Annotated in this window: 26 protein-coding genes; 15 read left to right on the plus strand and 11 right to left on the minus strand. The window is 54.9% G+C overall.

The features are described from left to right. Positions 1–38 precede the first annotated feature (38 nt). On the minus strand, positions 39–1,385 hold the full coding sequence (locus F1379_RS16435) for a TrkH family potassium uptake protein (protein WP_150271707.1): 1,347 nt from the start codon (positions 1,383–1,385) through the stop codon (positions 39–41). 148 nt (positions 1,386–1,533) lie between these two features. Here F1379_RS16435 and F1379_RS16440 point away from each other — a divergent pair, with 148 nt between their 5' ends. From F1379_RS16440 to F1379_RS16450, 3 genes are read left to right on the plus strand one after another with little or no spacing between them, the layout of a single operon-like run. After that, on the plus strand, positions 1,534–1,887 hold the full coding sequence (locus F1379_RS16440) for a VOC family protein (protein WP_150271709.1): 354 nt from the start codon (positions 1,534–1,536) through the stop codon (positions 1,885–1,887). 29 nt (positions 1,888–1,916) lie between these two features. Beyond that, a complete protein-coding gene (locus tag F1379_RS16445; RefSeq protein ID WP_150271711.1) occupies positions 1,917–2,357 on the plus strand; it encodes a GNAT family N-acetyltransferase in 441 nt (146 codons plus the stop codon). 36 nt (positions 2,358–2,393) lie between these two features. After that, positions 2,394–2,906, plus strand: coding sequence for a GNAT family N-acetyltransferase (locus tag F1379_RS16450; RefSeq protein WP_150271713.1), 513 nt, complete (start codon positions 2,394–2,396; stop codon positions 2,904–2,906). 96 nt (positions 2,907–3,002) lie between these two features. Here the strand turns inward: F1379_RS16450 and F1379_RS16455 are convergent, their stop codons facing one another. Further along, the gene (locus F1379_RS16455) at positions 3,003–4,331 is read right to left on the minus strand and encodes a hemolysin family protein (RefSeq protein WP_150271715.1); all 1,329 of its coding nucleotides are present in this window, start codon (positions 4,329–4,331) and stop codon (positions 3,003–3,005) included. Positions 4,332–4,445: 114 nt separating this feature from the next. Between F1379_RS16455 and F1379_RS16460 the strand changes: the two genes are divergently transcribed. The 5 genes from F1379_RS16460 to F1379_RS16480 all read left to right on the plus strand — a co-directional run bounded on the left by F1379_RS16460 (position 4,446) and on the right by F1379_RS16480 (position 11,977). After that, positions 4,446–5,213, plus strand: coding sequence for a DUF1836 domain-containing protein (locus F1379_RS16460; protein ID WP_150271717.1), 768 nt, complete (start codon positions 4,446–4,448; stop codon positions 5,211–5,213). Positions 5,214–5,293: 80 nt separating this feature from the next. Further along, entirely contained in the window at positions 5,294–6,505 is a 1,212-nt protein-coding gene (locus F1379_RS16465; RefSeq protein WP_150271719.1) for an MFS transporter, read from the plus strand. A gap of 173 nt (positions 6,506–6,678) precedes the next feature. Continuing rightward, a complete protein-coding gene (locus tag F1379_RS16470; protein WP_150271721.1) occupies positions 6,679–8,448 on the plus strand; it encodes a TerB N-terminal domain-containing protein in 1,770 nt (589 codons plus the stop codon). A gap of 8 nt (positions 8,449–8,456) precedes the next feature. Continuing rightward, on the plus strand, positions 8,457–9,776 hold the full coding sequence (locus tag F1379_RS16475; RefSeq protein ID WP_150271724.1) for an ATP-binding protein: 1,320 nt from the start codon (positions 8,457–8,459) through the stop codon (positions 9,774–9,776). After that, positions 9,773–11,977, plus strand: a complete 2,205-nt coding sequence (locus F1379_RS16480; RefSeq protein WP_150271726.1) for a DEAD/DEAH box helicase — start codon at positions 9,773–9,775, stop codon at positions 11,975–11,977. The genes F1379_RS16475 and F1379_RS16480 overlap by 4 nt, the downstream gene beginning before the upstream one ends. 640 nt (positions 11,978–12,617) lie before the next feature. Here F1379_RS16480 and F1379_RS16485 read toward each other — a convergent pair. The 3 genes from F1379_RS16485 to F1379_RS29780 all read right to left on the minus strand — a co-directional run bounded on the left by F1379_RS16485 (position 12,618) and on the right by F1379_RS29780 (position 15,258). Beyond that, positions 12,618–13,880 carry an MFS transporter gene (locus tag F1379_RS16485; RefSeq protein ID WP_239004702.1) on the minus strand — a complete coding sequence of 421 codons (1,263 nt, stop codon included), beginning with the start codon at positions 13,878–13,880 and terminating at the stop codon, positions 12,618–12,620. A gap of 100 nt (positions 13,881–13,980) precedes the next feature. Beyond that, positions 13,981–14,916 carry a LacI family DNA-binding transcriptional regulator gene (locus F1379_RS16490; RefSeq protein WP_150271728.1) on the minus strand — a complete coding sequence of 312 codons (936 nt, stop codon included), beginning with the start codon at positions 14,914–14,916 and terminating at the stop codon, positions 13,981–13,983. Positions 14,917–15,087: 171 nt separating this feature from the next. Further along, entirely contained in the window at positions 15,088–15,258 is a 171-nt protein-coding gene (locus F1379_RS29780; protein WP_162551185.1) for a hypothetical protein, read from the minus strand. Between the two features lie 120 nt (positions 15,259–15,378). Between F1379_RS29780 and F1379_RS16495 the strand changes: the two genes are divergently transcribed. Continuing rightward, positions 15,379–15,912, plus strand: a complete 534-nt coding sequence (locus F1379_RS16495; RefSeq protein ID WP_239004703.1) for a GrpB family protein — start codon at positions 15,379–15,381, stop codon at positions 15,910–15,912. A gap of 49 nt (positions 15,913–15,961) precedes the next feature. On the opposite strand, the gene F1379_RS16500 is transcribed toward F1379_RS16495, so the two are convergent. Next, the gene (locus F1379_RS16500) at positions 15,962–17,101 is read right to left on the minus strand and encodes a C45 family autoproteolytic acyltransferase/hydrolase (RefSeq protein ID WP_162551186.1); all 1,140 of its coding nucleotides are present in this window, start codon (positions 17,099–17,101) and stop codon (positions 15,962–15,964) included. A 330-nt stretch (positions 17,102–17,431) separates the two neighbouring features. Beyond that, positions 17,432–18,496 (minus strand): hypothetical protein, encoded by a 1,065-nt coding sequence (locus F1379_RS16505; protein ID WP_203457120.1) that lies wholly within the window; start codon positions 18,494–18,496, stop codon positions 17,432–17,434. A gap of 222 nt (positions 18,497–18,718) precedes the next feature. On the opposite strand from F1379_RS16505, the gene F1379_RS16510 reads away from it, so the two are divergent. Further along, complete coding sequence (locus F1379_RS16510) at positions 18,719–19,270, plus strand: hypothetical protein (protein WP_203457121.1); 552 nt, start codon at positions 18,719–18,721, stop codon at positions 19,268–19,270. Between the two features lie 87 nt (positions 19,271–19,357). Here the strand turns inward: F1379_RS16510 and F1379_RS16515 are convergent, their stop codons facing one another. Both F1379_RS16515 and F1379_RS16520 read right to left on the minus strand, forming a co-directional pair. Then, the gene (locus tag F1379_RS16515) at positions 19,358–19,546 is read right to left on the minus strand and encodes a hypothetical protein (RefSeq protein WP_150271736.1); all 189 of its coding nucleotides are present in this window, start codon (positions 19,544–19,546) and stop codon (positions 19,358–19,360) included. Positions 19,547–19,916: 370 nt separating this feature from the next. Beyond that, positions 19,917–20,783 (minus strand): AraC family transcriptional regulator, encoded by an 867-nt coding sequence (locus tag F1379_RS16520; protein ID WP_150271738.1) that lies wholly within the window; start codon positions 20,781–20,783, stop codon positions 19,917–19,919. Positions 20,784–20,991: 208 nt separating this feature from the next. On the opposite strand from F1379_RS16520, the gene F1379_RS16525 reads away from it, so the two are divergent. The 5 genes from F1379_RS16525 to F1379_RS16545 all read left to right on the plus strand — a co-directional run bounded on the left by F1379_RS16525 (position 20,992) and on the right by F1379_RS16545 (position 24,171). Next, a complete protein-coding gene (locus F1379_RS16525; RefSeq protein WP_150271740.1) occupies positions 20,992–21,675 on the plus strand; it encodes a M99 family carboxypeptidase catalytic domain-containing protein in 684 nt (227 codons plus the stop codon). 145 nt (positions 21,676–21,820) lie between these two features. Continuing rightward, positions 21,821–22,198: a GntR family transcriptional regulator gene (locus F1379_RS16530; protein WP_150271742.1), complete on the plus strand. Its 378-nt coding sequence runs from the start codon at positions 21,821–21,823 to the stop codon at positions 22,196–22,198. A 1-nt stretch (position 22,199) separates the two neighbouring features. Beyond that, a complete protein-coding gene (locus F1379_RS16535) occupies positions 22,200–23,069 on the plus strand; it encodes an ABC transporter ATP-binding protein (protein WP_150271744.1) in 870 nt (289 codons plus the stop codon). Then, positions 23,062–23,700: an ABC-2 transporter permease gene (locus F1379_RS16540; RefSeq protein WP_150271746.1), complete on the plus strand. Its 639-nt coding sequence runs from the start codon at positions 23,062–23,064 to the stop codon at positions 23,698–23,700. Before F1379_RS16535 ends, F1379_RS16540 begins: the two co-directional genes overlap by 8 nt. A gap of 126 nt (positions 23,701–23,826) precedes the next feature. After that, on the plus strand, positions 23,827–24,171 hold the full coding sequence (locus F1379_RS16545; protein ID WP_150271748.1) for a hypothetical protein: 345 nt from the start codon (positions 23,827–23,829) through the stop codon (positions 24,169–24,171). A gap of 90 nt (positions 24,172–24,261) precedes the next feature. Here the strand turns inward: F1379_RS16545 and F1379_RS16550 are convergent, their stop codons facing one another. Both F1379_RS16550 and F1379_RS16555 read right to left on the minus strand, forming a co-directional pair. Then, positions 24,262–25,014 carry an SDR family NAD(P)-dependent oxidoreductase gene (locus tag F1379_RS16550; protein ID WP_150271750.1) on the minus strand — a complete coding sequence of 251 codons (753 nt, stop codon included), beginning with the start codon at positions 25,012–25,014 and terminating at the stop codon, positions 24,262–24,264. A 26-nt stretch (positions 25,015–25,040) separates the two neighbouring features. Next, positions 25,041–25,499 (minus strand): MarR family winged helix-turn-helix transcriptional regulator, encoded by a 459-nt coding sequence (locus F1379_RS16555; RefSeq protein ID WP_338046412.1) that lies wholly within the window; start codon positions 25,497–25,499, stop codon positions 25,041–25,043. Positions 25,500–26,342 lie beyond the last annotated feature (843 nt).

Genomic DNA, 26,342 nt, shown 5'->3' on the forward strand with positions numbered 1-26,342 from the left:
TCGCCGTTCAGGGACGCATTTTTGCAGTATAGGGGGACTCAGCCAATGGTAATATTGCCTTCCGGATGGCGGTACAGCTCTTTGTTGTTCTTGGGCTTGATGGCATAAGCCAGTGTGAGCGGTCCGGTTCGGCCGACGAACATCAGGAGAATCACCAGCAGCTTGCCGGCCGTCGTGAGGTGCGGAGTCAGGCCCATGGTAATTCCGGATGTCCCGAAGGCGGATACCGCCTCAAACAGCACTGTCAGGAAATCCGCGCTCTCTGTTACCGACAACAGCATTGTAGCGACAGATACCAGCATCAGGGACAGCAAGGTCATGGTAATCGCTCTGTAGACGGTCTCTTTGGAGATCCGGTTGCGGAACATGACGATATCCTCTTTGCCGCGGATTCTGGCCCAGGCTGTACTGAGCAGTACAGCAAAGGTCGTCACCTTGATTCCTCCGCCGGTTGAGCCTGGTGCCGCCCCGATAAACATCATGAGGATCAGCAGAAACTGGGTCGATTCCCGCAGCAGCGTAATATCAATGGTGGTGACACCGCCGGATCGGGGAGTTATCGCCTGCAGAAGCGAGGCCATCACCTTGCCGCCCGGATGCAGCGGCTGAAGCGTCGAATACAGCTCCAGGACAAAGAAAAGCGCAGCCCCGACGACAATCAGTGCGGCAGACGCGCTCAGCACCACTTTGGAGTGGAGCGTAAGGCGCCGGCGCTTCCGGTAATCGAGAACATCCGAGAGCACAATGAAGCCGATGCCGCCCAGGAATATCAGCAGCATGGAGGTAATATTGACAATCGGGTCCTCCACATACCGGGTCAGCCCGGCGAACGGGCCGTGAATATCGCCGAACAAATCAAAGCCGGCATTGTTAAAGATCGAAATGCTGTGAAAAATCCCGTAGTACAGCGCCTTACCTAAGGACATATCCAATACAAAGCGGGCTGCCAGCAGCAGGGCGCCGCCCAGCTGGATCACCAGGGAGTAGATTAGCACCCGGCGGATCAGCTTCACAATTCCCTGCATGGAATGCTGGTTCATGGACTCCTGCAGCAGCAAACGCTCCTTCAGTGAAATCCGTTTGTTGAGCACGAGTGTAATCAGTGTCGCCATGGTCACAAAGCCCAGTCCTCCAAACTGGAACAGCACCAGCAGGACAACCTGTCCGAATACCGTCAGCTGGGTTCCGGTGTCGACAACGGCCAGTCCGGTGACGCAGGTCGCAGAGGTGGCCATAAACATGGCGTCAATGACGGAAATCCGTTCGCCCGTGGAAGCCGCCGGCAGCGAGAGCAGCACCGTCCCGATCAGGATGAGTGCCACGAAGCCGAGCGACAATATTTTTGGCGGTGTAAGTCTCACATGTCCGAAGGAAAGATTAGCCAAAGTTCATTCTCCTGTCGTTCCTGAATGTTCTTTCAAGATTATAGCATAACTTGCGGCCGGCTTCCGCCGGCGGGGAGGAAAATGGCATTTTTTATCGAACTGATAACAGGGCAAGAAGCATTCACCATTTCATGGGGAGGTTTATACAGTGACAATTCCGATTTTGGCACAGGTTGGTGCGATCTTTATTCCGGTGAACGACATTGAGAAGGCGAAGAACTGGTATTGCAGCTTGCTGGGGCTTCCGCAGGACGGTGACATCCTGTTCGGACATTTGTATGTCCTGCCGATGGAGGGCCCGAACATCGTTCTTGACAGTAAAATATACACAGCCGAGGCGGTGCTGAAGGTTCCGGCTTTCCATTTGAACACGGAGGACATCGATGCGGCCTATGACCATGTGAAAGCCTGCGGCGCGGAAATTATCACGGATATTGAAAATGACCACTGGTTTAACTTTAAAGACCCGGACGGCAATGTCCTGATGATATGCCGATGTTGACGTTCAGGAAGCAGGAAGGGGAGCAAGGAATGATCAGAGAAGCGGTGGCGGCGGATGCGCAGGCCATAACAGGCCTGTACCGTATTCTGCTGCCGGATCGGGAGGGGATCGAGGTGCTTCCGGGCAGGCTAGCCGAGATCGCCGACAGCCCCGGCAGTTTTCTGTATATCTATGACAAAGACGGCGAGGCGGTGGCCACGGCCCATTTGCATTTATGCATGGATGCGCTGTGCGGTGACCGCCCGTTTGCCGTCATTGAACGGGTTGTCACCCTGCCGCAGCACCGGGGACAGGGCTACGGCGAAGCGCTGATGCGGCATGCGGAGCGGACAGCCGCCGAACACGGCGCGCAGAAGATCATGCTCTCCAGCAATGCGCACAGGACGGAGGCCCACCGCTTCTATGAGCGGCTGGGCTATGACGGCGGACGCAGCAAGCTGTTCGCCAAGATTCTTAAGCTGCACCAGTAAGCGAATGTAACAGGAAGCAAGGAAGGTGTTTATAAGATGGAAGTTACAGTCAGAGAGCTTGGACCGGCGGATGCGGCAGAGCTGCTGGCTATGCAGCATAGACTGGATGAAGAGTCTGCGTTTATGCTGCTGGAGCCGGGAGAGCGGAAGCGGACGGTTGCGCAAGTCGAAACGATGATCAGCGAATACCGCGACTCGCCCAATTCGCTCCTGATCGGAGCGGAGTCAGCCGGTCAGCTTGCGGGGTACCTGTCAGCGGGCGGAGGAAAGGCTAACCGCATCCGGCATAGTGCGTATCTGGTAACAGGCGTGCTGAGCCGGTATCAGAGCATGGGGATTGGTGCAGCGCTGTTCCGTGAGCTGGACGCCTGGGCGGGGCGTACCGGTATGGTCCGGCTTGAACTTACGGTGATGGTTCATAATGAGCGGGCAATTGCGCTGTATAAGAAGAATGGCTTCGAGATCGAGGGTCTCAAGAAGAAATCGCTGAAGGTAAACGGGGTATGGGTCGACGAATATTATATGGGCAGGATATTGGAGACGGACTGACGGCGGCCCCGTTCGGCTGCAGGCAACACGGTACATAGAGCTGAAAATCAATGAAAGAGGCGCTCCCGCGGGAGCGCCTCTATTAATAATAAGTTATTATTCCGAAAGTAATTCAACCGTCTCATCGTTCAGTGGCCGGTCAATGAACACCTCGACCTTGCGGATGCGGTTCTTGTTCATCTCCCGTACGGTAAGGGTGACAAAGCCGTCGTGGATCATGTTCTTGCCGATCGCCGGCTCCGGCATATGGCTGTACAGCCAGCCCCCGATGGTCGTAACCTCGTCGTCGTGGAAATCAAGGCCGGTCAGCTGCTTCACTTCCAGCAGGGATACCTTGCCGTCAAAGATGAAGTGATTGTCGCCGAGCGTCTCCACATTCTTGCTCTCGTCGCCGTCGAACTCGTCGCGGATTTCGCCGACGATTTCTTCCAGAATATCCTCGATCGTGATCAGGCCGGAGGTCCCGCCGTATTCGTCGAGCAGGAGAGCAATATGCACGCGTTCCTTCTGCATCCGGGTAAGCAGCGTCTTCACAGGCGTCACTTCGGACACGGTCAGAATCGGCTGGATCAGCTTTTTGAAATCAAAATCAGGGTTGTTGTCATATTGCAGATACAATTGCTTGGTATTGATCATCCCGATAATGTTGTCCTTGCTGCCGTCGGCAACCGGAAAACGGGTGTATTGCTCCTTGCGGATAATGCTGAAATTCTCCTGCAGCGAATGATCGGTGAACAGGCAGATCATGTCGGTGCGGGGCACCATAATTTCTTTGGCCAGCATCTCGTCAAAGGTAAAGATCCGGTTCACATAGCCGTACTCAGCTTTGTTGATCTTGCCGTTCTCATAGCTTTCAGACAGGATCAGGCGAATTTCTTCCTCGGAATGCGCATCCCCGTGCTCACTGGCCGGCTTCATTCCGAACAAGCGGACTAGCATATTGGCCGAGCCGTTCATGAGCCAAATCAGGGGGTAAAGAATTTTATAGAACCAAATGATCAGCGGAGCGGTAATCTGACTGATTTTTTCCGGAATGTTGATAGCTGCGGTCTTAGGTGCAAGTTCTCCGACAACCACGTGGAGAAAAGTCGCGATCAGGAAGGCCAGGGCGAATGCCAGCGGGTGGCTAATGTTCGGATTAAGCCCGGTCCAGTCGAAGAATGGAAGCAGCATCTCCTCAAAAGCGGGCTCCGCCAGCGCACCGATACCCAGCGCCGTAATCGTAATCCCCAGCTGACAGGCCGACAGGTAGCCGTCCAGATTGGCCGAAACCCTCTGAATGGCGAGGGCGTTCTTGCGCCCCTCCAGCACCATTTGACTGATCAGCGAGCTTCTGAGCCGCACCATCGCAAACTCGCAAGCCACAAAAAAAGCGGTTAAAATAATCAGAATTGCCACAAGCGTTAAACTGAGTCCTATACCCATAAAATCTTTACCATCCCTCTCGTCGTTCAAATAGGTTATACTCATATTATGAGTTCATATGAACCTATTGTACGAACTTTTGGTCAAAAGATCAAATGGCGAAGGGAGGCCATCATGGAAACTTTTACGTTAAGCCGGAAAGAAATGTCGGGACTGCTGCTTGCGCTCACCGGGAAATCCGGGCAGCATCCGCTGCAGATTCTGCAGGAAGCCTGGTCGAAATTCCATCTGGAAGAGGTGGAAAAAGGCAGGGCACTGCCGGCTTTCTTGTCTACAGACATTCCGCCGGTTCTGCATAAAATCATCAAACGCGGACACGTCAAAGGCTTTTCCCTTGGTGATATTGCCGCACTGGGCCATCTGATTGAATACTCCAATTTATCCGCTACGGCGATGCAGAACTGGGTGAAACGCGACTTCAAGGAATACCTGGGCTCACCCCGGATCGGCAAAAAATATTCACTCAATCAGGCGGCGCTGCTGTTCATGGTCGATGATTTGAAGGCTTCGCTGGACTTTGAGAGCATCCGCCAGCTGTTTCGCATTCTGTTCCTTGCACCGGAGCGCGATGATGACGACCTGGTGGAACCGGCGCAGCTCTACTTCGGCTATGCCGAGCTGTTCGAAGAGATCAAGCGAAATCCGGAGCTTCGCACCCAAGGATGGACTGAGCTCAGCTCGCTGGAGGCATATTACGCTCAGACGGACAGCTCGCTGAAGGAGGCTGCGGACAATTTAATGAAGCGTCTCGGCCATCTGACCCGCCCGCAGATTGAGGCTGTGCGGAATATGCTGATGATTGCGGCAATCTCGGTACAAGCCTGCTATTGTCAGGCGCTGGCCCGTCAGTATTATCATGCTGCATTATTCCTTGATTTTTAACCGCTGCAATTTTAGAATGTTGTAGTGAAACCCAAGTTGTACCAGCAAGATTAAGGGTTGAAGGAAGAGGTGCCTTGTAGATGAGTCAAATGACACTGCTCCGTGAGCCGAAATCCCGCAAGCTGCTGTTCAGTGCAGGTCTTAGCTGGATGTTCGACGCCATGGATGTGGGGATGATTTCTTTTGTGGTGGCGGCTCTGGCCAAGGAATGGCAGCTGGGACCCGAGAAAATCGGATATTTAACGAGCTTAAATTCCGTGGGCATGGCGGTGGGCGCCGCTGCGGCGGGCCTGCTGGCTGACAGATTCGGCCGCAAATCGGTGCTTGTGTGGACCCTGCTGATCTTCTCGGCAGCAAGCGGCCTCTCGGCCTTCGCCACGGGATATGCAGTGCTGTGTGTGCTGCGTTTTGTCGCCGGCTTCGGCCTGGGCGGTGAGCTGCCGGTCGCTTCCACGCTGGTATCGGAAAGCGTGCCCGCGAAGGAACGCGGCCGGGCCGTCGTGCTGCTGGAGAGCTTCTGGGCGCTCGGCTGGATCGCTTCCGCGCTGATTGCCTACTTCGTCATTCCGGACTATGGCTGGCGGGCGGCCTTTCTGATCGGCGCGGTGCCGGCGCTCTATGCGCTCTATCTGCGGCGGGCGATCGACGATTCCCCGCGGTTCAATCAGGTGAAGCAGGCTCCGGTATCGCTGAAGAAGCGTGTGGCGGCCGTATGGTCGTCCGAGCACCGCAAGTCCACCATTATGTTATGGATTCTGTGGTTTACGGTAGTGTTCTCTTATTATGGAATGTTCTTGTGGCTGCCTACGGTAATGGTGCTTAAAGGCTTCAGTCTGGTGAAGAGCTTCGAGTACGTGCTCATTATGACGCTGGCGCAGCTGCCCGGCTATTTCACGGCAGCGTATTTCATTGAGAAATACGGCCGTAAGTTCGTATTGGTCATCTATTTGCTGCTCACTGCGGTGAGCGCCATCTGGTTCGGCAACGCTACGACAGAAGGCATGCTGATGGCGGCGGGGATCTGCCTGTCCTTCTTCAATCTTGGCGCCTGGGGCGGCATGTATGCCTACACCCCTGAGCTGTACCCAACAGCGGTGCGCTCTACCGGGACAGGCCTGGCTGCGGCATTCGGCCGGATCGGCGGCATTCTGGCCCCATCCATGGTCGGCTTGCTCGTCGCCCGTTCCGTCGGGATCGGCTCCATCTTCATGATCTTCTTCGTGACGATCATCATCGGCGCGCTGGCCGTGCTGGTACTCGGCAAGGAAACGAAAGGAACGGAGCTGTCCTGAGGACGGGAACAGGAATTCTTATTTCCACTTGATGTGGCTCTTGCGGGAATGATAAGATTAGAGAAGTGAATAGAGCAGCAGATTCAGGGTAACATGCAGCGCTTACGAAACGGTTCCTTCACACTTTGTGAACAGAACCGTTTTTTCATAACAAGAATCGAGAGTGATGAAGGGTGAGAAACGAGGGACGCGAGCCGCATTTCGCGGAGCTGGTCTGGGACGACACGGAGCGGAATATGCCGATTCCATCCCGGGCTGACGATCAGGCCCAGGCGCCGCAGCCGGCAACTGCTAGGCCCGCGAAGAAGCCTGCCGAGCCTGCGGTACAGCTGCAGCTGTGGGATATGGAAGAGAAGACGGAGCCTGTGACGACTACGGAAGGCCAGTTCGTGGTGCGGGCCAGGGAGCTCGCCGGCCATAAGGAGCCGGCGGCATTATTTGTACCGTTCAAGAGCTACTGGCCGACATACGGCCATATGACCGGCGCGCAGAACCGGTGGTATTTCTACTGGCGGGAGGAGGCCAGGCAAGGGAACTACCTCAAGACAGACCTCTCCTACATCTTCCTGCATGTGTATGAGCTGATCAACGGCGTCGGCTGGGAGGAGCCGGAGGAAGGGCTGTCCCAGCTGTGGGACCTGTGGGAGGCTTACCGCGAGCAATATAAACGGCTGGACCAGTATTTGGGCGGCTGGATTGCCGACTTCTCCTTCGTCCACAAGCTGGATATCCCCTTGTCCCTGATCATTGCCCGCTCGCGCGGGCTGGCCGGCGATCTCGCCGAGCTGGAGCTGATGCGCTGTCTCTCCGGCACACCGGAGCAGCTGACCTTCGAGGTGCTGACGGTGATGTCGGACTATGATATGAGCAAATCAAAGTTCTATCTGGGCGATGGCAAGGAAGCTCTGGAGAAGTATGTCCCTATGGTTGTGGCCCTGATTGATGCTTACGTGAAGCGTAAGCACGGCTCCACGCTGCTGGAGATGTTTCCGCCCGGTCCGGCGGTTCCCCGGGAGCGGTACCTGTTCCGCAGCGCAGTATATGACATCTCGATGTACGGCTACTCCGTGCTCGTGCCCGTAGTGCGTATCAGCAAATCTCCGCCCCTGCGCAGCCTCGTGACCCGGCTGTTCCGGCTGACCGAGAATAAGCTGCGGGAGCTGCTGGGCTTCCGGGGGCGGCTGAAGGACGTCAAGGTCGACGCCGATATGGAGGAGCTGATTACGCGCTTCCTGAAGAATGAATTCCACAAGGCTGAACAGGCGAAGAAGGGCCCCGCAGTCGTCATTGACCAGCAGAAGCTGGAGCGGCTGCAGAGCGATTCGGAGATTGTCCGCTCGCTGCTGACGGTGGACGAAGAGGACTCAGCCGGAGCAGAGATCGAGTACAAGGCCAGAGAGCAGGCAGAGGATGTTACAGAAGCCATGAGCAGAGAGCAGGCAGAGGATGTAACAGAAGCCAAGAGCAGAGAGCAGGCGGAGGATGTTACAGAAGCCAAGATCAGAGAGCAGGCAGAGGATGTAACAGCCTATAGGCTCACAACCGGGCCGGTAACTGCAGCCCGCGAGCCTGAGTCTGCTGATGCAAGGGATAAAGGCAGCCAGAAGGTACTTGAAGCGGATAATCCCGCTGAAGACGGTAGGGCAAGTGTTGACCTTCCAGCCGCTTCATCGGCGGCGGCCCAACCTGCGGCTGAATCTGAGGATTCTTCCTGGAACGATTTTGCGGCAGCGCTCTCTCCTCTCCAGCGTGAAGCCGTGCTGGCTTTGGCCGGAGCTGGCTTGTCCGCCGTGGAGCAGCTTGCGGCTGCCTCAGGAACAATGGCGGAGCTGCTGTTTGACGAAATTAACGGACTTGCGATGGATTGGCTGGGGGATCTGCTGATCGACGAAGAAGCGGTCAATGAAGAATGGCTGTCCATGCTTCAATATCTAAAGAGGTGAAATTTGGCATGAGTGAACTGAAAATTCCGAAGCGGGTCAGCACCGCGCTCGTCAATTCGTTGACGGCAGGCGTTGTCCCGCGCATCGGGCTGGAGCATATCGCGGTCGGCCGTCTGCCCGAGGTGGAGGCCATCCTGCGGGATATGGACAATATCGCGGAGGGCGGAGCCGCCTTTAAGCTGATTACGGGCCGGTACGGCAGCGGCAAGAGCTTCCTGCTGCAAATGATCCGCAACTACGCGATGGACCGCAATTTCGTGGTCGCGGACGCGGACCTGTCGCCGGAGCGGCGGCTCGTCGGCACTAAGGGCCAGGGCCTGGCCACTTACCGCGAGCTGATGAGCCATCTCTCCACACGCACCCGGCCGGACGGCGGGGCGCTGGAGCTGATGCTGCAGAAGTGGATCATGTCGCTGCAGCAGGCGGCGATGCAGGAGACAGGCTACACGCCCGGTTCTCCGGAGCTTGGTACGGAGGTGGAACAGCGCATTTACGCGGTTACCTCGGAGATGCGCGGCCTGGTGCACGGCTTTGACTTTGCCAAGGTGCTGGCCGCTTACTGGAACGGGCATAAGCTCGCCGACGACGGGCAGAAGCAGGATGCGCTGCGCTGGCTGCGCGGCGAATTCGCCACCCGCACCGAAGCGCGGAATGCACTTGGGGTCGGCGTCATCATCGACGACGACAACTGGTACGATTATATGAAGCTCTGGGCGGAATTCACCGGGGCCATCGGCTATAAAGGACTGCTGCTGTTCATAGATGAAGGCGTCAATCTCTACAAGATCACAAACAGCATATCGCGTCAGAGTAACTATGAGAAGCTGCTGACAATGTTCAATGATACGATGCAGGGCAAGGCGGAGCGGCTGGGCATCTTCATCGGAGGCACGCCGCAGTTCGTGGAAGACGGGCGGCGCGGGCTGTTCAGCTATGAAGCGCTGCGTTCGCGCCTCGTCTCGGGGCGTTACGGTTCCGCCGGACTGAACAACTATACCGGGCCGATTGTGGCGCTTGAGATGCTCTCGCATGAGGAGATCCTGGTGCTCCTGCAGAAGCTGCGCGATATTCATGCGCTTCATTATGGCTATGAGCCCAAGCTGACGCAGGCCCAACTGGTGCATTTCATGGAGGAGGCGGTCGGACGGCTGGGCGCGGATGAGCTGCTCACCCCCCGCGAGGTGATCCGCGACTTCATGGACCTGCTGCATACGCTGAGCCAGCATCCGGATATTACGTTCGAGCAGCTGGTCGGAGAGCGCAAGGCCAAGCCGGCGCAGGCCGAGGAGAATGAGCTGGACGGCTTTCTTGCGGAGTTTGACCTATGAGCGGGAATCCTTTTCACCGGCTGGCGCCTTTTATCAAGGAATTTATCTATAAGAACCGCTGGGAGACGCTGCGCGAAGCCCAGGTGGATGCCTGCCGCGTGCTGTTCGATACGCCGCATCATCTCCTGATCGCTTCAGGCACGGCTTCGGGCAAGACGGAAGCTGCATTCTTCCCGGCGCTCACAGAACTGTATGAATCACCGTCGCGCTCGGTAGGCATTCTCTACATCGCGCCGCTCAAGGCGCTGATCAATGACCAGTTTGCCCGCCTGAACGATCTGCTGCGCGAAGGCAACATTCCGGTCTGGCATTGGCATGGCGACGTGCCCCAGGCCGATAAGACGAAGCTGATGCAGAATCCTTCGGGTGTGCTGCAGATTACGCCGGAATCGCTCGAAGGGCTGCTGATGAACCGGCCGAACGCGATACCCGCGCTGTTCCATGATCTCCGGTTCATCATCATCGACGAGGTGCATGCCTTCATGGGCGCGGACCGCGGCATCCAGGTGCTGAGCCTGCTGGCGCGGCTATCGCGGATGGCCGGCTGCCGCCCGCGCCGGATCGGTCTGTCGGCCACGCTCAGCGACTACGCCTCTGTGACGGAATGGCTGGCCGCCGGGACACGGGAGAGCGTGGAGGTATCTGCGCCGCAGGGCGGGCGGAAGCTGCGCCTCAGCGTGGAGCATTTCTCCTTCCCGGATGCGCGCAATGAAGAAGAGGCCGAGCATCTGGAGCGGGCGAAGCAGGCGTACCATACCTTCGTGTATGATCACACGCATCTGAAGAAAGCGCTGATCTTCACCAACAGCCGCAGCGATGCCGAGGAGGCCATCCTGGAGATGCGGCGGATCGCGGCCAAGCGCGGCGAACGCGACGTGTTCTATGTGCATCACGGCAGCATCTCCGCGATGCTGCGTGAAGAGACGGAGGCCGCGCTGCGCCAGGGCCCGGGCCCGGCCGTGGCCGCAGCGACGCTGACGCTGGAGCTCGGCATCGACCTCGGCGAGCTGGAGCGCGTGGTGCAGCTCGGCGCGCCATACAGCTGCGCGAGCTTCGTGCAGCGGCTCGGGCGTTCCGGACGGCGCGGCGATGCCGCCTCCGAGATGGTCTTCGTCACGCCGGAGGAGGAGGACGAAGAGGCGCAGCTTCCGGCGCGGATGCCGTGGACGCTGCTGCGGGCCATTGCCGTCATCGAGCTGTACGTGCGCGAGAAATGGGTAGAGCCGCTGAACGTGCGGCAGCTCCCGGTCGGGCTGCTCTATCATCAGACGATGAGCATCCTCAAGAGCATGGGCGAGGCGGAGCCGGAGGACCTGAAGGAAGCGGTGCTTGGCCTGCCATCCTTCCGGAGCATCGCTTCCGAGGACTACGATGCCTTCATGGAATATATGCTCGGCATGGGTCATATCGAGAAGCTGGATGAAGGCGGGCTGCTAATCGGCCTCGCCGGAGAGAAGATCGTCAACAACTTCCGTTTCTATGCGGTATTCAAGGACGACGAAGAGCATGTGGTGTATAACGGAACGGAAGAGATCGGCTCCATTACCACCGTCCCGCCTCCGGGTTACTGCTTCTCCCTGGCCGGCAAGCTGTGGAAGGTGGAAGAGGTGGATAACCGCCACAAGGCAGTCTACGTCAAGGGCTCGCGCGGTAAGGTCGATACGCTCTGGGTTGGCGGTGGCGGGGATATGCATACCCGCATTATGACCAAAATCCGCGAGATTCTGGGCTCTACCGCGCTGTATCCGTATCTGGCGCCCAGTGCCGCCGCCCGCCTGGAACGGGCCCGCCGCCTGGCCAAGGAGAGCGGTCTGCTGACCCGCTCGGTGCTTCCGGCCGGAGGAGACTCGGTCTTCATCCTGCCTTGGGCCGGCAGCCGCCAGTTCCGCACGCTGGAACGGCTGCTCAAGAACAACCTGAAGGGCCCGCTCGGCCTGCGTACGGTAATGCCGATGGAGCCGTATTATATGGTTGTTGCCGGCAAGGCCGACGCAGAGACGCTGGAGGAGGCGATTATAGCGGAGACCGCTGCCGCCTCCGATCCGCTGGTGCTGCTGGGCCCGGACGAAGCGCCATATCTGGGCAAGTATGACGAATTCATTCCGCATGACTTGCTGCGCAAGGCGTTTGCGCTCGACGGACTCGATGTTCCGGGGTTAATCCAGGTGCTGAAGCAGTGGCGGCAGCCGGATCATCCATAGTACAACCAACGAGGGTTGACCTGTAACCGCTGATGATCAGCGGTAAGGTCAACCCTCTTAATGTTGGGAAACCCCCCTAGTACCTTGACCTATGCAAATTTCATAGAATAAGTGCTTTAATTCCCCTCTAGCTTACTCGGTTGCAAAGTGCCATTGCACTGATTTCTAAGCCTGGTTTGTTTTCACTTCCCGCGCATTCACTTCCCACGCATTCACTTCCCACGCAGTCACTTCTTGCTCGAACCGTTCTAAGCAGCCAATTCGGCGATGCAAACACTAACGTACAGTTGAAACACAGAAGAATTTAGGTGGCGATTTTCCACATCCCGTGAACAGGCCGACAAACAGCACAATCCGGCTAATCAATCCTATTGTAGGCGAAAAATCGACCACAATGTCTTGCCGTGGAGGAAAACAGACCCATTATAGTCGTTAAACCGACCACAATGAGCTGTAGTGAAGCTAAACAGAGCAAAACGTAGGCGAAAAATCGACCATAATCCACAAACCAAGCTCACCTAACGAAAAGCAGGACAGAAAGGGATGTAAGTGCGGACGTCTCCAGCCTTACTCGCAAATAGATGGTGCATAGCTACAATTTGATGCGGTCAAGGTACGAGTTAGTGTCGAATGAGAATTCCTAATTATATATTCGGATCGCCTTAAACTTCAGCACAGCAGCAGTTGCGAGCGTGAAGAGCAGCACCCCTGCAGCCAGCATGGCCGAAGGCGGGCCAAAGCTGTCAGAAGCTGTGGAGAACAGTGCGAGCCCCAGTGGAGGCGCAACGGTCATGACTGAACCGAGCACACCGAACAGCCGGCCCTGCAGCTCCTCGGGTACCTCCAGCCGGAGGATAATGTTAATCAGCAGCGTTGAGAAAGAGAAGGTAACCCCGATCAGCAGAATCAAAGCGATAGCTATGAACATCTCTGTAACCAATGAAAGAGCTGTGTACAGGGGCCCGAGCAGCAGCAAGGCTATGCAGACCACCAGACCGCGGCGGCGGATTCTGTCGCCCAGCAGGAGAATCAGTCCGGAGCCAAGCATATACCCGAGAGGGATACAGCTTTCCATCAGCCCGAACTGAAAGGGGGTAGCCTTCCAGACCTGAACAGCCATAACCTGGGTCAACATCAGCGAGGAGAGGAAGAATAACGTCAGCATGGGAAGCATGAACGTGACGGCCCGGGCGAACGGATTGCCCCAGATAAAGCGGAAGCCGCCGGCGATGTCCTGCTTGAAGGATTGCTTGACGCGGGACTTGCCGGCCGCAGCGGCGAACGGCCCGGCCGCCGCTACGAGCACGAAGGCTGCCAGAAAGGTCATGCCGTCGATCAGGATCGCCGGCGCACCGCCGAAGGCGGCAACGAACATCCCGCCAAGCGCATAGCCTGTCGAACGGGAAATATTCTCGGATAACGTCATCCACCCCGCAGCCCGCTGGATATGTTCTCTGCCGACGACGGTCAGGAGCGAGGCTTGAAAGGCCGGCGCATGAAATTGTCCGGCTGACGTGACCAGCGCCGTAAGGCAGAGCAGAAGGATGAAGGGAGGATGCGGCCAAGTCATGGTCAAGGCGATACACAGTGCCGCTGCACTCTGCACCAGATAAGCGCAGAGCATCAGCTTACGGCGGTTGATCCGGTCGGCTAGTGTACCTGCAATGCTGCCGAGCAGTGAGCAGATGATCATATTGGACACCGTCATGATGCTCATCATTTTGGCGCTGCCGGTTTCCTGGAGCACCCAAAGGCTGAGTGCAAGGCTATGAAAGGCATTTCCCAGGACGGTTAAGGTGCTGGCGGAGAACAGGAGCAAAAACACTTTATTCTTGTATAATACCGGATACTGCCTTTCTACAGCTGATGCGGGCATGAGGAGCGGAGCGCTTGACGGTTCCATAAACGGAATACCTCCTAATTTGTCGCTTGACATAGCTTCATAACATAGACGGACTTCATTTTTTTCGCTTAACTTAAACGTTTAAGTTATTATAAAAGATTTAAGTCAAAACATCAACCAAAAATTGGTTGCCACTGCGTTCAGGAGCGGCTACACCTGCACGAAGTGCGTTCATCACATGCATTGCTGCTTGAGCGCGGTTATTCAGGAAGCGGACAGTGTGTAAGCCTTGCGGCAACAGCTCAGGCAATCCGCAGGTGCATAGGGCAGTAATAGAAGGATTGGGAAGCATTCGGTGGATAACGACGGCCAGCAGTTCATTGGTGACAATCAAATGACGCTCCGGATTCGCTCTCACGAAATCTTCCAGCCCGTCAAGCGCATCGCTGCCTTGCGGCATCTTATGTATATTCTGCTGCGGCAGACCTGAGCTGCCGGTAATCCATTCCGTCAAAGCGGCATTGTGGAAATGCTCTACAATTAAACACGGTGCAGCAGGAGAAGAGGCTACCGCGGCTTCAATAGCTTGAGGATAGTTATAATTCACCTGGTTAAACAAGGGATCGTCAATTTTACTGTTCAGCAAAATAACCGGCACCCCCTCCATAAAGTTCGAGGAGATCCGGTAAAACATATCGTCTCTGACATCGATCACGAATACCGCTTCCAGCTTGCGTTCCCGGATAATGTCCATGGCCGGCGCTTCCGGATTCAGGCTGACCAGCAGCGTATGGTAACCCGCTTCAGTCAGGAGCAGCTCCAGGCTTTCGACCAGACACATATGACTTTGCCGGCTCCAGAAGGGAAGCTCCGCCGTTTTATTGAGCAGAATTCCGACCAGACCGCTGCGCTGCTTAACGAGTGAACGGGCGGCCAGATTCGGCGCATAATTCAGCTCCCTGGCAATTTGCCGGATGCTCTCACGGGTATGATCGGGAATGGTCTGATTCGGCACATTGTTCAGCACATAACTAACCGTTGCCACAGATACATTCGCCAGGGCGGCAATATCCTTAAGCGTTGCCTTCTTCTTCATCACTGACACTCCTTTGCCTACGCCTAGCACCAACAGTATCACCGCAGGCAGCGGCAAGTCAATAATATGCGGACCCAGCAGCTATTCTTTGCATTTTGACAAATGAAAGGTTCCACCAAAAAAGCTGCCTGCCCGCCCCGGGGACGGACCAAGCAGCTCAGCTTAGGCTAATCAGGTTATATTCTTGGGGACATTGTTCAGGCTTGGCACATAATCGGCTTCCTTACTGTTCTTTAAAGGTTCGGGTTCTTCCGTAAAATGGGCCGCGTCATAACGGTTGTCTTTGCTGTCTGCCTTGTTGTTGGCACGGCTGTATTTGGCATCGGCATTGTTTTTGGGCATGGGAATCACCTCCATTTGTCATCCTTAATATGAGGTGGCGAAGGGATTTTTATGCTGCCGGTTCGCGGGCTGCTCTGTTATAACCATACGAATCCTAATCTAACTCACGAGGTGATTGCTTTGCCTAATAATTCTGCGGGTGTTAATCCGGTGGTGGTTGCTGCTTATGACCCTGCCTGGACAAGCGAGTTTCAGCGCATTCAGGAGCGCATGCTGGAGATTGCCGGAGATTTGATTATCGCTGCCGAGCATGTGGGCAGTACCTCTGTGCCGGGTCTGCCTGCCAAGCCGATTATCGATATTGATCTGGTTATGGAAAGCTACGATCTCCTGCCGCAGATCATTGAACGTCTTGGCCAATACGGATATGAGCATGAAGGCAACCAGGGTATTGAAGGCCGGGAGGCTTTTCGCAGTACCAGGGAAGACGGATTCATGAAATATCATCTGTATGTATGCCCCAAGGACGGAAAAGGGTATCTCGAGCATATCGCTTTTCGCAATTATTTGCGCGAGCATTCCGCTGCCTGCCAAGCTTACGGGGAATTGAAGCAGGCTCTCGCAGTGCAGTACCGGGAAGACAGGGAAGCCTATGGCGCAGCCAAGACGGCTTTTGTCCATGAGATTCTGGGTAAAGTCATGCCTAGCCGGTAATGCGGCATTTCCGGAACTACAGTGGTACGCCGCTGGGCTCCCGCAGTTACTACGCATGGCTCCAGAACAGCCCTTGTGACGGTTCGTCCGGCAGAATCGCAGTATACGTATTCTCTCCAGCCGGTTCGCTGAAGCCAAAGGTCCGCCAATCGTTCAGTGCCGGTGAACCGAAGCAGATCTGCGAGGTCCGCTCCACATTGTCAAAGAGCATCGACCACATCGTTCCGAACCCCTCACTGTAGTGATGACAGCATACCCCGTCCGGCGCGGTTCTGCCAGCCAATTGCTTCAGGAGTGCAGCGGCATCGGCGGTGTCCGGAGAGGTGTCCAGAAAGGCGAAAGCAGCGTGTAACGCGTCAAGTCTGGCTTTCGAGTTGTACATCACCTCTCTGTTATGCTGCAGCATAGCGGGAAGGGTGTAGTGGTTCGTAGATACGGCCAGCTTCACATGCTCGTTTGCAGCAGATGGCCGGATCATTTCAACCTCCATGTGCGAGCCGGCTGCTTCGATCAGCGCAATCTTACCATGGCGGTCGCTAATCAGATAGTTGCGGTAATCACAAATCGGGATACTGCGGATGAGAGCTGCTGCTTCTTTGGTGCTTGAACACTGGTCGAGCAGCGCCCGCACTACAGCCGGGAACACAAAGCCTTCCTCCGTCATCTCCGGCCGCATTCTTCCCGAAGTGGTCGTCACACTGAGTCCTTCGTCGTTCATCCCGTCGTACCTTCCGAACAGTTGAAGCGCAAAGCCGATATGCCGCGGTTTCCCGGTTACCCGGGTCGTGGTCAGCAGCAGCTGATTATACGGCTCATCCTCCCAGCCATAATCATAGGTGCGCATATGATACGTCTGTGCTCCTGCCGGGTCTTTAATATGAAGCGCTGCCTGGCTGCAGTGTCCCTGGGGCTGGATATAGGAGTAGTAGAAGACCACTTGCTCGGCCTTCAATTGAAGCTCATCGGCAAATCCCCTTATTTCCTCATTCAGCCCCGGATTGATTTGTTCGATACGGTCCATCGCATGATGGACTGCTGATGCCTGCAATGCCGGTCCGTTCATAAAGGGAGAGGACATAAAGCGTACAAGCGATTCTTTTTCCCGGATGATTGCTCCAAGCTGCCGGCCCACCTCGTAATGGGTTCCCTCCGTAACCACATGCTGATAGACGGCTGTTCTTTTGACCATGATTGCTGGCCGCTCCTTTCTGCTCATTGCATTAATGTCATCATTATAGGTGGGCCCGGATCATTTAGACAAAGCCGCTACAGGTTGAAATAAGCGGGTAGGGTTGGCTAGCAGTGCATATTGAGCCCCCGGCAGGCCTATTTAAGCAGCGGATCGCGGAAATCCTTGTATTATGAGCGTTTTTATGGTAACTTATGGTTACAAATTTGGGATTCAAAAGGCTGCTCCGGCACGGCCATCCGGCCGGGTCCGGGCATAACGAAAGCGGAGAAGGGCGTGCCCTTGCTCCGCTTTTTTGGTTCCTGTACAGGCACTGACGCTGCCCGTCTCTTATGTAAGATTGCTCTGGTACTCCTCACCCAAGAAGCGTTTCAGCGGACTATGTTCACGGCTGTTCACGCGGTAGATGGCGTCTATAATCTCGTCCTGGCGTTCAGCAGCTTCGCCCTCAGGCAGCTTCAGTACAACATCATCCAGAATATAAGGTCCATTCTTGAAATGTCCCATTAGCGCGCCTTTAAATTCACCGTCGATCAGAAGATAATACAGAATGTCATACTGTTCATGCTTGTACAGCGCCTTGAGTACGTGTTCATGAGTCTTCACCAGGAAATCGTTCCGGTGCAGCGCCAATACCCCACGCACCTGCTCCGGCTCCCCTTGGGCAGACAGCTCCGCTTCATCCCCGCTCAGGATGTAGCCGGCGCCAGTGTCTACAAGTTCACCGGTCCCGACCAGCTCGGCCACGGCGGCTTTGAGCTCCTTGACCGGCAGCTTGTAGTAGGATTTGGCCATGTCCAGGTCGAACAGCGGCAGCCGGTAAGCGAAGCGCTTCAGTACAATGGTAAGCGCCTCGTGCCGTGTATATCTGCTTACACTCAGCTCAGGGTACATCTGGGCAAACAGCACCCAGCCCCGGTCCCATTCTCCGTTATATTGATCTTCGGCGACCAGAAAGGCTTCCTGGAAACGGTGGAGGACTGGCGTGATTTCCTTGACCAGCATGCCCGTGATCTCTTTCATGGTCTGGATATTGATGGGACCGTTGTCTGTGATCAGCGTAAGCAGCCGGGCCTGTACCTCGTTAAGTGAATCCATCGGCTTGCGGTACAGTCCGGCGAACAGCTCCAGATCCTCCCGTTCAATCCAGCCCAGATTGCCGCCCTGAAAGCGGCCTTTGACCAGCTCCCTGGCAAGGAGACGTTCCCGGTTATACTGCATATCGTCAAAGCTGGCCCGGAAGCTCAGGCTTGGCGGGTTGCCGAAGCCGCACCAGTATTCATTTAGCCCCGGAGAGAGGTCACGGTAAAGTTCGCCGTATTCAGCGGTGTCAGCCGGATGCAGCAGCATTTGGCGTTTCATGCGCAAGGAAATAACATGTTCATAAGGAATCATGGGTTGCCTCCTGTCCAGAATGGAAATCTCTAGCATCAGTGTAGCAGCAAAACAGAAGCTGTACCAGTGCCGGAAGCAGCCGGAAGGGGAGTAGGGCGGGTGAGTCATCCGGGAATACTAAAATATGTATAGGAGGTAACATTTGTAACAGCGGAGGCTGTCCATAAATTGGTACAACCATTACGGGAGTTTGCTTCTAATTTCATAGCTGAGGGAATGTTTGTGAATAAAGTTACAAAGTTAGTGCTGGTAGCGGGGCTTTCACTTTCGATCGTGGGAATCGGCAACAGCGGAGTCCTGAACAATGTCAGCTCAGCGGCCAGTGCGCCGCTTAAGGTAGGCCGGGTTGAGGCTGCAGCTCATGGCACCAAATGCTTCACGGTAGCGGTTGCTGTAGTGCAGAACGGCAAAATCATCGCCGCCTCACTGGACGACTATCAGTTCCTGAGCTCGGAAGTGGCTAAGGGAGTGCCCAATTCAGATAAGGATTTCGGACAGAATTACAAAGACCCGAATGTGGTCCTGGCATCGAAGAAGACCAATACCAAATACTACAGCGAGCACATGAAGGAAGAAGCGAAGTCTACCGTCAGCTATGACAAGAACCTCGCAGCCATCGAGAAATACGCCACCGGCAAGACCGTTAAAGAACTGGAAGTTGTGCTGGCGAAGAAGAGCATTTCACAAATGGCCGACGCCGTAAGCGGAGCCACTCTGGTGGATACCAAGGGCTATTTGACGGCCATCCTGAACGCTGCCAAGGCTGCTAAGTAAGCAGGGCGGATTCTGTTTTGCATTATGACCCTTCACCTTGGTGGAGGGTATTTTGTATGGGGAGTTGGCGGGCTGCGGTTTCATCAGCTACAGGTTCTTTAATCGTTTGATGGCCCAGGAAGGGAAAGAGAACAGCCCCTTGTCCGTCTGAATGCTATAGTAGCCCGGCCTGTCGCCGTTCAGGCATTGGCCCATATAAGTCTCTCCGCTGATTAAATGAACCTGTATCTTCACCCCCGCATGGATAGCCTGCTGAAGCTTTAATTTATAATCCACGGTAATCTCCTCGACAATCAATTTCAGATAAATATCCTTCTCAAAATTGTACTTAAACCGTTTCTCCGGCCTTAACACGCCAAAATGAGAATTTGACAATATTGTAATCTTAGGTGGAATAAATAAGCATTGATAATGAAACGCCTGTTCGTATACAATCATATAAAATATTCTTAAGCGGAAGTATTCTCGCATGGCAGCCGGCGCAGGAGCAGCGGCACGCCTGAGTTCTACCGGACCCCGATCCTGGCCTTCCTCTTTATCATCGCCCAAACTCCTATGTAAATACCCCTATGTAAAATTGAAACAAGAATCTTTAGTATACAGCAGCGGTAAACAAATCTCTATAAGGTTGTATACCGCTCCGTGTTCATTTACCTTCCGACCGCAGCCTGTTCCGGTAATCGCTTGGCGATACGCCGGTATGCTTGCGGAACTGCTTCGAGAAATAGAGCGCATCATTAAAGCCTACCGAAGTGGCGATGCTGTCGATGGACCATGAGCCGCGCAGCAGCTCCTTCGCTTTATCCATCCGGGTGTGCAGCAGAAACTGCTTGGGTGACATTCCGGTTCTTTGTTTAAAAGCCTTGGACAAATGCGCCCGGTGATACCCGAGCGTCGCAGCCATATGATCGATGCTGATCTGCCGGTGATATTGCAGCGTAATCCAGCGGATCGCCTGATCGACCTGGCGGTCAATGGCCTGGGGGAGCTGCCCCGGATGCTCGGGCAGAGCGCCCAGGTTGGCCTGGGCAAGCTTATGCAGCAGCAGCCGGGCCCATCCGGAAGCTTCCAGGCTCTCAAGCTGGGGATGAGGGGATTGCCGGAATGAAAGGCGCGTGTGCTCGTACAATTCCTGAAGCTCGGGCCAGTGAGCGGAGTGCAGCACCGGACGCGCCGTGCTGATGCCGATGCCCTCCAGCAGGCCGGCTACCGCTTCTCCCTGCAGCGCCACCCAGGCATATCTCCAAGGTCTCGACCGGTCCGCCCGGTAGCTGAAGAGCAGGCCGGGAAAGATGACAAAGGTATCTCCGGCCCGGCAGGGATAAGGCACTCCCTCGCTATGGAACATTCCCTCTCCTTCCAGCACCGTATGGATCAGATAATATTCGTGAATGGAGGGTCCCATCTGGTGCCCGGGTCGCGGCCGGGCTTCTCCGCTGAACAGCACCGTGAAATCCCGCTCCTCCGGAAGCAGATTGAACGCTTCGTTGATCTGATAGTGATCCTGATTCATGGCTTCCTCCCGATCCGCCGGCTGGCGGCAATTACTATTAGGAAGATTACAGCAGACCCGGACCAAATGCAACATTTCTCCATACCGCTGACTGTAACGGGCAGCGTCCAAGCGGAAGCGGTGATTCCGCATAGGTATATAGAAGCCGCCGTCAAGAACTGCATAACCTGCAAGGGAAGCGGCATACCGGAACGGAGGTGGAGGGTCCGTGTTTGTACAAAAGCATGTACTGGCTGCAGGCAGCCGGATGGCAACGCCTTATGTTGTGGTCAGCGGCCAGCAACCGGGTCCGGTCTTTATGATTGTGTCGGGAATACACGGCAATGAGCCGGCCAGCATCCGTGCGGCGCAGCAGCTTGCCGCTATGTTCAGCCGCCGGGAGCTGCTGCTATTCAGGGGGAAGGTGGTGATCGTCCCTCTGGTGAATAAGAAGGCTCACCGCCGCAAGATCAGAGGCCGTCCCGATCTGAACCGCACCTTCCCGGCGGGCCGCGGTAATGCACGGGCGACCCATCCGCTGTCGGAAGCCTTGCTGCAGCTGGCCAGGAGCCACCGTCCGGAGTGGTACCTTGACCTGCACGAAGCAAACGGCCTGTCGCAGAAGAATCCGGCACGGGTGGGGCAGACGCTGATTGTCAGCCCCGGCAGCAGGGCTACCGCAACAGCGAAACGGATCATTAAGCAGGTGAACCGGACCATCGGCACTCCGGCGTACGCCTTCAATCTGCGGCAGCGTGAACGCTCCGGAACCTCAAGAATGGCCATGCAGCGTCTGCTTGGCGCCAGGGCGGTGACGGTCGAGACTTGCTGGAGCCTCGATTTTCGCTTGCGGGTAGATTATCAGCTGCAAATCGTCCGCGCTTTTCTCCGCTCAGCCGGAATGCTGGGCTAGGAACCGTGCAGCCCTGCGATACACAGAACTAAGCCTGGACCCGCAGCGCAGAAGCAGCCGCTGCGGGTATTGACTTTGCTGTCCATAGTGTATATATTAGATATACACATTACATACAATATAAACAAAGGATGCGGACACAGGCATGAATCTATTGATTTCAAGCACTTCCGGCGAACCGATTTATGCCCAGATTGTCGGACAAATCCGCCAAATGATTTTGCAGGGTGAGCTGGTCTCCGGCACCCCGCTGCCTTCCATCCGCCAGCTGGCCAAGGAGCTGCAGATCAGCGTCATTACCTCCAAGCGGGCTTATGAGGAGCTGGAACGGGAGGGGCTGATCAACTCTGTGGTCGGGAAGGGCTCATTCGTCTCCGGCGCGGACCCGGAGTTTATCCGGGAGCAGCGGCTGCGTGTGATGGAAGGGCGGCTGAAGGAAGTTATAGACGAGAGCAGACTGCTGGGGATGGAATACGCGGAGCTGGCAGAAATGCTGAAGCTGCTGTATGAGGAGGAAGCGTAAAATGAGTCATTGTATTGAAATGAAACAGATCAGCAAGGATTATGATCGATTTCAGCTGCATCAGGTGAATCTGGGCATCCAGGAAGGCTACATTACCGGCCTGATCGGACCCAATGGTGCAGGGAAGACGACGCTCATCCGTATGATGATGGGCATGGTGCATCCGGATAAGGGGGAAGTGAAGCTGTTCGGCGAAGAAGATCAGCTGAAGCTCTCCCGTAACAAGGCGCGTATCGGTTATGTTTCCGATGAGAATATTTATTACGAGCAGCTTACTGTCAAGCAAATGAAGAAAGTGCTCGCACCCTTCTATGACCGCTGGGACGAGGATACATACCAGAAATATGAAGCGCAGTTCAAGCTGCCCCCCGGCAAGAAGATCAAGGATCTCTCCAAAGGCATGAAGATCAAATTCTCGCTGGCCGTCGCCCTCTCGCATGGAGCGGATCTGCTCATTATGGACGAGCCGACCTCCGGACTTGATCCTGTCTTCCGCCGGGAGCTGCTTGATCTGCTCAGTGAGCATATCCAGGATGAGCGCAAGACGATTCTGTTCTCCACCCATAACACAACCGATCTGGACCGGATTGCCGATTATATAGTTTTTATTAATGACGGGCGTATCATCTTTCACGAGATGAAGGAGGCGCTAGCCGAGCAGTATGTGCTGGTAAAGGGCGGGAAGGAGCTGCTGGACCGTGATGTGCGGCGTATGTTCGTCGGTGTGCGTGAGAATGCCCATGGCTTTGAGGGGCTGGCTAAGGAGCGGAGTGATGTAGAGCGGTTTTTCCAGGATAATGCCATTTGCGAGACGCCTACACTTGAAGAAATCATGTACTTTACTGTAAAAGGGAGTGCCGTTCATGTCTAGCGCCTTTTATCTGATCCGTAAAGACTTTGTGCTGATAAAGAGAATGCTGCTGCTCTTCATCCCTTATTATATGATTATGGGATACACGGTGATGGACCAGTACACGATGTTCACGCTGTTTCCGGCGATGCTGCTGCTGATCAATGGCTGTACACTGGATGTGCAGCAGAACAATCAGCGCTTTCTGGTCAGTCTGCCGCTGCAGCGGCAGGATATTGTAAGAGCCAAGTATCTGGCGCTGTTTCCATACGCTTTGTTAAGCTTTTGTTGTACGCTGGTTCTGTACGCCGCAGCTTTTGCCCTCGGCAAGATTGATACTCCGCCGGCCTGGCGGGAGATTGCCTTGATGCTGCTTTTATTTCTCGTGCTGGCCTCGCTCTACTTACCGCTGCATTATTGGCTGGGGCAAAAGGGCACCCAGATTGTGAACTTCATCTTTATCATGCTGATCATGCTCAATGTTTCCGCCTTTAACAAGCTGCTGGAATGGTTCCCGGCGGCGGGGGAATGGATTGCAACGGGTTCAGCGGATCATGTGCTGCCGGTGATCCTGCTAATTCTGGCCTGTATGATCCTTATATACGCTTCATATCTGATCTCTTCACGGATCTTTATCAAGAAAGACATTTAAGTGTACAGTAAGATGACCTTCCTGATCAGGAGGGTCATCTTTTTTGCTGTGCATGCAGAATATCATATCCGGACGCGGGAGAGTGTGATATTTTTAGACAAAATTTCTAAACAAGGAGGCCTATCCGTGATTACTAAGCATAATCTGGAAGATTATTATGTCCGCATCGGCCGGCTGAAGCAGCGGTACCTGTCGGAGTCCTTTGCCGCAGACCTCCCGGGGTTCGTCTCGCATGCCGAGGCGGCCGAATGGTTCCGCAGTCTGTTCGCTGAGGGCTTTGTGTTTGTCGAGGAGCTGGAAGCGGCCAATTCCGAAAGCTATTATCTGTACGATATCATCCATGACCGTGACATCTGGGAGCGCAGAGAGCGGGATATCCGCGAGAAAGGTGCTGCCACCGGACCCGGAATGCTCCTGTGCGCGCAGCGGGTAGACATTTATGAGGATGGTTCGGTACAGCTGGCGTTCTAGCACCGGGAAGACAGAAGACTCGTACAATCAGGGGAATCCCTTATCGTACGAGTCTATTGTAAACCTAATATGCGGTCGGCTAGTCCGGGCTTACTTGGCGTAATATCCGCCGTCAATCGGCAGCTCCACACCGGTGATGTATGAAGATTCGTCCGAAGCCAGGAACAACGCGCCCTTGGCGATATCCTCGGCAGTCCCGAGACGCTGCAGCGGCGTTTGCGAGTAGAACCATTGCTTCATCTTCTCATCCTTCAGCAGATCCTCGGTCATCGGTGTTTCGATATACCCCGGATGAATGGAATTGGCACGGATATTATGCTTCGCATAATCAACGGCAGTCGCTTTGGTCAGCAGTCGTACGGCGCCTTTACTCGCGGTGTAAGGTCCGGCGCCGCTGCCGCCCGTCAGGCCGGCAATCGAGGAGATGTTGATGATGGAGCCGCCGCCGGCAGCGATCATATGCGGAATGACAAGCTTTTGCCCGAGAAAAATGCTGGTCAGGTTAATGCGCATGGTCCGCTCCCAGTGCTCGACGGTTTGCTCCATAAACGGGGTAGGGTCGGAAATCCCCGCATTGTTGACCAGAACATGGATTTGCCCGAACGTCTCAATGGCCGTATCGACCACATGTACCCAATCGGCCTCGGAGGTAACGTCCTGCTTCAAGCCTAAGGCCTCGCCGCCGCTCTCCTGAATTTCCCGTACAACCTCCTGGAGCTTGTCTTCCTGTAGATCGGTGATGACCACCTTGGCGCCTTCCTTGGCGAACAACAATGCATCCGCTTTGCCCATACCGCCGGCGGCTCCTGTAATGATTGCAACTTTATGGTCTAATCTGCCCATATTAAATCCCTCCGTAAGTTATTGGTTTATAGCTTCCGAGCATACTCCTGTTTCCCATTTCCGCTTTGGCGCTCCAGATTACCGATCATCTTCTCATAAGAAGATATCAGCAGGCTCAGCTCCTTGTCGGAGAAGTCATCCCACACACCGTCCGTCAACACTCTATAGCGCTCCAGCATCTGTTCTTCTACAGCCCGCCCCTGATCGGTAATTCTCAGAAAGACTTGCCGCCGGTCGGTCTCCGAGGCGATGCGCTCGACATACCCTTTCTGCACCAGCTTGCCCGTCAGATTCGTAATGGCCGACAGGGTAACGTCCAGCATTCCGGCAAAATACGAGCTGGTCTGCATATCCTGCCTGGCCAGCGACTGCAGGATCAAATACTGCGGCGCCGTCAAGGAGTTGTCCAGCAGCTTGGCGTAACTGGCTACCAGAGTCATCATATGCCTGCTGATCAAGTGCGAAAGCTGTTCCCGCTTATCCAAGTGGCACCCCGTCTCCAGCTATAGTTAATTGCTTTAAATAGTTAATAGGTTTAAACAACTTAAATTTAAACTTAAATCTATGCTTTGTCAAATGGGAATCGGCGGAAGCCAATATGTAAGTTCGTTCTGTTTTGCTATATAGATTGAACTAAAGATTTTTGTGTTGGGATTAGCCGTGACGCAAGAAAACCTTTGGACTTCCGGTTGTTTCCCGTCCGTAGATTTCTTGATTTATACCGCTTGTTGCGGTTCCGGCCACCGCCTGATGGCTTTCCGCAGTAAAGCTGATAGGCGAAGCACGGGCTGTCATCGTTTTAAGCTGATGAAATGTAGATCGTGATTATCCTCCACACAGGTCAAATCATGAGGAAGGCCAAGAGCGCCCATGACTAAAGGCGGCAGCAGCTATTGCTCTTATTGACCTCACTACCCGCTGCAAAGCTGCTAATTGCAGTTTGTACAACTATATCCATCTAAACAGGCCGTTTCCCGGCTATAGTTGCATATCGTACATCTATCTTCTTGCTTTAGGGCAGTTTGATCCCCATATGCTGATTTTAGTTGCACAAAATACATCTATCCTTCAAAAATGGGTGCATACCTTACAAATAGTTGTACGAAATACATTTATCCTTGTTGAATAGGGGTTGCTTCTCGTTCATCATACCTAAACAGAGCCGGATAGAGCCTGCTGCAGCGAATTCAACAGCAACTAACGGTATTCATCTGGAGAACGGGAATGGGCAGCGTACGGAAGTCCATAACTTTAATTCACTTTCCGGCCTTATTCAGGCTAATCTTAAGTTCAACTTATATAGTAGAGTCTGTAAACGTGAGCAAAAG

Source organism: Paenibacillus tepidiphilus, from assembly GCF_008635795.1.
Taxonomy (GTDB): Bacteria; Bacillota; Bacilli; order Paenibacillales; family Paenibacillaceae; genus Paenibacillus_AQ; species Paenibacillus_AQ tepidiphilus.